This window comes from Ilumatobacter sp., assembly GCF_049588435.1.
Taxonomy (GTDB): domain Bacteria; phylum Actinomycetota; class Acidimicrobiia; order Acidimicrobiales; family Ilumatobacteraceae; genus Ilumatobacter_A.
On the sequence record NZ_JBAVYV010000543.1, the window covers coordinates 1 to 6,742 of the forward strand.

At 67.5% G+C, this 6,742-nt stretch carries 8 protein-coding genes; all 8 read left to right on the forward strand.

Going from position 1 to position 6,742, the window contains the following annotated elements; genetic code table 11:
* Positions 1-202 (forward strand): hypothetical protein (locus tag WBV89_RS20455; RefSeq protein WP_423983173.1); only part of this gene is annotated, 202 nt, incomplete at its 5' end.
* 22 nt (positions 203-224) lie between these two features.
* Positions 225-722 carry an HNH endonuclease gene (locus tag WBV89_RS20460; protein WP_423983174.1) on the forward strand — a complete coding sequence of 166 codons (498 nt, stop codon included), beginning with the start codon at positions 225-227 and terminating at the stop codon, positions 720-722.
* Entirely contained in the window at positions 719-1,378 is a 660-nt protein-coding gene (locus WBV89_RS20465; RefSeq protein WP_423983175.1) for a lipoate--protein ligase family protein, read from the forward strand. The genes WBV89_RS20460 and WBV89_RS20465 overlap by 4 nt, the downstream gene beginning before the upstream one ends.
* Before the next feature lie 303 nt (positions 1,379-1,681).
* Positions 1,682-2,089 carry a division/cell wall cluster transcriptional repressor MraZ gene (locus tag WBV89_RS20470; RefSeq protein WP_423983176.1) on the forward strand — a complete coding sequence of 136 codons (408 nt, stop codon included), beginning with the start codon at positions 1,682-1,684 and terminating at the stop codon, positions 2,087-2,089.
* Positions 2,086-3,033, forward strand: a complete 948-nt coding sequence (rsmH, locus tag WBV89_RS20475; protein ID WP_423983177.1) for a 16S rRNA (cytosine(1402)-N(4))-methyltransferase RsmH — start codon at positions 2,086-2,088, stop codon at positions 3,031-3,033. Before WBV89_RS20470 ends, rsmH begins: the two co-directional genes overlap by 4 nt.
* A complete protein-coding gene (locus tag WBV89_RS20480; protein WP_423983178.1) occupies positions 3,033-3,515 on the forward strand; it encodes a hypothetical protein in 483 nt (160 codons plus the stop codon). The genes rsmH and WBV89_RS20480 overlap by 1 nt, the downstream gene beginning before the upstream one ends.
* A gap of 365 nt (positions 3,516-3,880) precedes the next feature.
* Positions 3,881-5,563, forward strand: a complete 1,683-nt coding sequence (locus WBV89_RS20485) for a peptidoglycan D,D-transpeptidase FtsI family protein (protein ID WP_423983179.1) — start codon at positions 3,881-3,883, stop codon at positions 5,561-5,563.
* A 1-nt stretch (position 5,564) separates the two neighbouring features.
* The coding region (locus WBV89_RS20490) for a Mur ligase family protein (RefSeq protein ID WP_423983180.1) at positions 5,565-6,742 on the forward strand (1,178 nt) is incomplete at its 3' end.

Genomic DNA, 6,742 nt, shown 5'->3' on the forward strand with positions numbered 1-6,742 from the left:
GCTGTGGCCGACCGCGCTCCGCCAGGCGCGGCGCACGACGGCACCGGGCTGGTGGCGACGTCGACCGTTCCTCCCGATTCCGTCGGGGAACTATCTCGAGTTCCGGCTGCTGACGCAGTACGGGGACCCCCGTCATGCGTGGGAGCCCGACGATGTGGTGAACTATCTCCGATGGTGCAAAACGTGGGAACACCGAATCTGACGGCTCACTAAAGTCGGCCGTCATGCACAGCGCGCTCGTTCTCAACGCCAGCTATGAGCCGCTCAGTGTCGTGTCCTCGCGTCGTGCCACCTGCCTCGTCCTGTCCGACAAGGCCGAGGTCCTGGAGAACGATGGTCTGCTCTTCCGATCCGAGAAGTTGAGCTTCCCGAGTCCGTCGGTGATCCGGCTGCGCTACATGGTCAAGGTCCCCTTCGTACGTCGGGCCGCACTTTCGCGTCGGGCGATCTTCGCCCGCGACGACCATCGCTGTCAGTACTGCGGCGCGCACGCGGATTCGATCGATCACGTGATGCCACGCTCGCGTGGTGGCACGCACACCTGGGAGAACGTCGCCGCCGCGTGTCGACCGTGCAACCTCGACAAGCGAGATCGGACCCCGGACGAGGCGGGCATGCGTCTGGCCAAACCGTGTCGCGCTCCGCGTTCGTCCGCCTGGGTCGTGGTGTCGGTGAGCGGGGTTCCCGACGCGTGGCGCCGGTACCTGCCGATCGCCTCGTGACCGCCTACCGCGTCGTTCGTCGGCGTTCCACAGCAGCAGAGTTCCACGCGTTGGAGATCCCGGACCCGCCTCGAGCCGAGGTGTGGGTGCACGAGATCACCGCGCCGGCGGTCGTCCTGGGATCGACACAGCGCGAGGACGCAGTCGACCTCGATGCCTGTCGCCGTGCAGGGGTGGATGTCGTGCGGCGCCGCAGCGGCGGGGGAGCGGTTCTGCTCGTGCCCGACCAGGTGGTCTGGGTGGACGTGATCCTGCCGGCGGGATCGCCGGGATGGGCCGACGACGTCCATCGCCCGATGGTGTGGTTGGGCGAGCGTTTCGTCGAGGCGTTCTCGGCCGCCGGAACCGACGGGGCAGTCGTCCACGACGGAGCGATGGTGTCGACGGGCTGGTCGCGTCTCGTGTGCTTCGACGGACTCGGGCCGGGTGAGTTGACGCTCGGCGGAGCGAAGCTCGTCGGGATCAGCCAACGCCGGACGCGCGCGGCGGCACGTCTCCAGGCGTGTTGGTATCACGAGTACGACTCGGCGATCCTCCCGGGCCTGCTGCACCACGATCTCGACGTCGGGCTGCTGCGCCCACCAGCGATCGTGTCCGCGGCGGTCGCCCACGCCGTGCCCGAGTACCTGCTCGCATCCCTGCGCTCCGTCCGCTGACGCCGGACCCCATTCCCGAAATTCGATGGATCCCGACGCTGGCCGTCACGATCCGCCGAAGTTTTCGGCGGGCGGTCCCGAAATCCCGACCGATGTTGACGCCGGGCGTCTCGATCCGTCCGAATTTCGGGGAGGTGGGGTCGCGGCGGAGGGAGGAATCGGCGGCGCGAATGGGATGAAGTGGGGGCGAATGGTTGACGATGGGGAGAAATGGGGGCAGGATGGCGGACGTTGGGGGAGTGTCCCGTCGATCCCCGACCTGGCAGGACCGCGGGACATTCATGGCAGAAAGCGATCAACAACGTGTTTGTCGGTGTGTACGAGCGTCAGCTCGATGAGCGAGGACGGGTGGCGTTGCCGCCGTCGTTCCGCAGCACCATCGGCGAGCAGTGCTACCTCACGTACGGCGAGGACGGTTGCGTACGGATGATGAGCGTCGACGTCTTCCAGGCCGAGGCGCAGGACATGATCGACAAGGTCCGCACCGGGGAGATCTCACGAGCGAAGCAACGCGTCTTCGCCTCCTCGGTCGTCATGGCCGGAATCGACAAACAGGGACGGATCCTCGTCGATCAACGGCTGCGTTCGCACGCCGGTGTCGAGTTGCACACGCCCGTCACCGTGCTCGGAGCACTCGACCGGATCGAGATCTGGGAGCCGGGCCGGTACGAGCAACAAGAAGCCATCGGACTCGAGGAGATGAACCAGTGAGTGACTTCGAGCACGACCCGGTGATGGTCGACGAGATCACCGACATCTTCGATGCGGTTCCGTCGGGGACGGTCGTCGACGCCACGCTCGGCGGAGGCGGCCACAGCTACGCGCTGCTGAGTCGGCGACCCGACATCGACATCCTGGGAATCGACCAGGATTCCGACGCGATCGACGCGGCCCTCGCTCGCCTCACCGATTTCGCCGATCGCGTGCGCGTCAGCCGTCGCCGTTTCGACGAACTCGACGAGGCACTCGCCGAACACGGCGTGAGTGAGATCAGCGGTGTGCTGTTCGATCTCGGCGTCTCGTCGCCGCAACTCGACCGTCCCGAACGCGGCTTCTCCTACCGTCACGACGGACCGGTCGACATGCGGATGAACGACGACCAGCAGTGGTCCGGCGGCGACGTGGTGAACGGATACGACCGCAACGAACTCGCACGCGTCATTTCGACCCTCGGCGACGAACGATTCGCCGGCCGGATCGCCGACGCAATCGTGATGGCCCGCCCGATCGAGAGCACGGTCCAGCTCGCGGAGATCGTGACGGCCGCGATCCCGGCCGCCGCGCGCCGCACGGGCGGACATCCAGCCAAGCGGACGTTCCAGGCGATCCGCATCGAGGTGAACTCCGAACTCGACGTGCTGCCCGATGCCCTCGACCGCGCGGTCGCTGCGACGGTTCCCGGCGGAAGGGTTGCGGTCCTGTCGTACCACTCCGGCGAGGACCGGATCGCCAAACAACGCTTCGCGATCGCGGCGGGCGCGTGTGACTGCCCCCATGATCTGCCCTGCGTCTGCGGGGCGATCCAGACCGTCCGCGTCGTTCGGGGGATCCCGAAACGGGCCTCGTCGGCCGAGCAGGAACGCAACCGGCGCTCGACGAGCGCCCTCCTCCGTGTCGTCGAGAAGACCGAACCGATGCCGAAGGGTGACCGCTGATGGCCCTCGCCGCCGTTCGTCGAACCGACGAGATCGACACCCCGAAAGCATCGGGCCAAGCCCCCGCGCTGAGCGTGGTCGCCGCCGGACGTCCACGCTGGCCGGCGATCATCGGCGGTGTGGGACTGTGCGTCGTGCTCGTCGTCATGCTCGGCGCCGCGGTCTTCCACACCCAGTTGGCGCAGCGTCAGCTGAAGGTCGATCAACTCGATCAGCAGGTCTCCGACGAACGCGTCCGGTTCGACGAACTGCGTCGCGACCGCGCCGTGCTGCGTTCGCCGCAGCGGATCGCAGACGAGGCAACGGCACTCGGCATGGTGCCCGCCGATGGGGTCCGCTTCGTCGATGTCGACCCGATGGTGCTCGCACGCCAGCTCGCTGCGGCCGGAGTGACCGACGACGATGCGGTGCGGGTGATCGTCGAAACGGGTCCACTCGACCAGTTCCGCGACGTGAAGGCCGTGTCCGAGGGTCAACCGTGAACCGGCGCCACGAACCACTCGTCAAGCAACGCGACCCCGCCCCCCGCCGGCGGCCCAGCGCCTCCCAGCCGAAACAGAAGCGGCGCACGTCGGCATCACCTGCGGGCGAGCGGCGTGCTGCAGCGTCTCCCACTCGTGAACGCCGTGACGCCCCGAGCCCGAAGAAGAAGCGGCAGACGACGAATCCCCAGCCGAAGTCGAAGCGGCGGTCGGCAACACCCCCGCGTGGGACCAGGCGTCGGCCGCAGACCCGCGAACAGCGCAACGAGGCCGTCCGGCGCCGGATCAGCGCGCCGCGCCCGGAGGTTCGCGCCCGCGATCAGAAGTCCGGCAGTCCGCGACGCCGCCTGATCGCTTCGCTGCTGGTGCTCTCTCTGCTCCTGGTCGTGGTCATCGGGCGCGTCGTGATGATCAAGACCACCGACGCGCAGACCCTGCGCTCGGCGGGAGCCCAGCAGTGGGAACGTGCGACGAAAGTCATCGCACAGCGGGGCACGATCTTCGACCGCAACGGCAACGAGCTGGCGATGTCGGTCCCTGCGGCAGCGATCTCGATCAACCCGAAACTGATCGAGAACGCTCCGGCCACGGTCCAACTCCTCGACGATCTTCTCGGCCTCTCCGACGAGAAGGTCGACGAACTGCTCGACGAAGTCACGACGGCCGATCGAGGATTCGTCTACGTCGCGCGCCAGGTCGATGACAGCGTCGGCGACCAGATCGCCGCGCTCAATCGGCCCGGGGTCAACGTCGATGCCGAGACGCGCCGTGAGATGCCGGGTGGCGACACCGCACAGACCGTGCTCGGCCGGACCAACATCGACGGCGACGGAATCGCCGGGCTCGAGTTGCAGTACGACGACGTGCTCGCCGGCACCGGTGGGGCGATGACCCGAGAGATTGCCCCCGGTGGCCGCACGGTCCCCGGTTCCGAAGTCGTCGTCGAGAAGCCGGTCGCCGGCGACGATCTCGTGCTGACGATCGACCGTTCGATCCAGTTCGCGACCGAACAGGTGCTGATCGACCGGGTCACCGAGATCAACGCTCGGGGCGGTTTCATCGTCGTGATGGACACCGACACCGGCGAGATCTACGGGAATGCCTCGGTTCGACGCGATGCCGACACCGGCGAACCGCACGTGACCAGCGGCAACTTCGTCGCGGTCGACAGCTACGAACCCGGCTCGGTGGCGAAGGTGATCACGATCGCTGGGGCGTTGAACGAAGGTGTCGTCACCCCCGACACCGCCTTCGAGGTCCCTGGATGGAAGGAGTATTACGACGTCGTGCTCCGAGACGCGCACCCCCACGGACTCGAGGCGATGTCGGTGACCGACATCCTCGTGGAATCGTCGAACCTCGGCACGATTGCAGTGCAGCAGGAGATGGGCGCCGACGTCCACTACGACTACATGAAGGCGTTCGGCCTGGGAGAGGTCACCGACCTCGAGTTCCCGGGCGAATCGCCTGGAATCTTCAAGCCGATCGACGAACTGTGGGGCAGCGAACGGGTGACCGTCGCGTACGGCCAGGGCATGTCCAGCACGCCGCTGCAGATGGTGTCGGCGATCAACACGATCGCGAACGACGGCGTCTACGTCGCTCCGAAACTCGTGCGCGAGGTCGTCGGTTCGGACGGAACCACGAGCGAGGTGGAGCCGTCGGCCACCCGCCGCGTCGTGTCGGAACAAGCCGCTCGTGAAACGGCCGCGATGATGAAGGACGTCGTCTGCTCGGGTACCGCCAGCCGCGCCGCCGTCGATGGCCTTCCGATCGCCGGAAAGACCGGCACGGCCTTCAAGGCGGCGGACAACGGCACGTACTACGACGAGAGTGGCAACCGCATCTACTACGCGAGCTTCGCCGGCTTCTACCCGGCCGATGACCCGCAGGTGACCGTGCTGGTCGCACTCGACGAGCCCCAGGCGGGGAGCGACGACCGGTTCGGTGGAACCGCCGCCGCCCCGGTCTTCGCCGACCTCACACCGACGATCATCCACGAACTGGGCATCCAGCCGGCCGAGACCAGCGAGGGATGCGAAAGCTGAGATGGCCGACCACGCGAACCCCGTGAGCCTCGGGGACATCGTCGACCGGTTGCGGTCGAGCGGGATCGCGGCCGACGTGGTCGGGGACGCCGCTGCGATCGTGCGCGGCATCACCCACGATTCGCGTGCGATCTCGAACGGCCAGATCTTCGCGTGCCTGCGCGGCGAATCGTTCGACGGTCATCGCTTCGCCTCGTCAGCGGTCGAGCAGGGCGTGGCCGCACTGCTCGTCGATCACGAACTCGGCGACGTGGGCACAACGCCGCAGATCGTGGTCGACGACACACGTCGTGCCGTCGGGCCGGCGTCGGCGCTCGCATGGGGCGATCCGGCCCTGCAGATGATGACGGTCGGGATCACCGGAACCAACGGCAAGACCACGACCGCACAACTCGTGCACGCGCTCCTCGAAGCGAGTGGGCACCCGACGGGCATCATCGGAACGCTCCACGGTCCTCGCACCACCCCTGAGGCGCCGGATCTCCACGCGACCCTCGCCGGCTTCGTCGCCGAGGGCAAGTCGGCCGCGGTGATGGAGGTGTCGTCGCACGCATTGGCGCTCCACCGCATCGACGGCACGGATTTCGATGTCGTCGCGTTCACGAACTTCGGACACGACCACCTCGATCTGCACGGCTCGCCCGAGGAGTACTTCCGGGCGAAGTCGGCACTGTTCACATCGAGGTTCTCGCCGCTGGCGATCGTCAACGTCGACGATGCCCACGGGCGCCTGCTCGCCGACACCCTGAGCGACCGCGTCGGCGACGATGCGATGCGCCTCATCACGATCGACCACGACGACCTGCTCGACGTCGAGGTCGGTGCGGCGGCGCACCGGTACCGGTGGCACGACCGTGAGGTGCGCGTCGCGCTCGGCGGGAGCTTCAACGTGTCGAACTCGCAGATGGCGTTGTCGATCGTCGAGCAACTTCCGGTCGACCTCGACACGGCGATGACCGGTCTCGCCGACGTCGGCACCGTTCCGGGGCGTTTCGAACTGGTCGAGACAGCGGAGACGACCGCCCGCGGAATCTCCGTCGTCGTCGACTACGCACACACCCCCGACGGGTTGGAGGTGCTCCTCACCGCCGCCCGGGAGATCGCCGATGCCCGCACGATCGCCGTCTTCGGCTGTGCGGGACGACGCGACCGCGAGAAGCGTCCGGTGATGGGAGAGAT

Coding starts and splice junctions, on each gene's coding strand:
- WBV89_RS20480 (WP_423983178.1), top strand. CDS start 3,033: ATGGCCCTCGCCGCCGTTCGTCGAACCGACGAGATCGACACCCCGAAA.
- WBV89_RS20460 (WP_423983174.1), top strand. CDS start 225: ATGCACAGCGCGCTCGTTCTCAACGCCAGCTATGAGCCGCTCAGTGTC.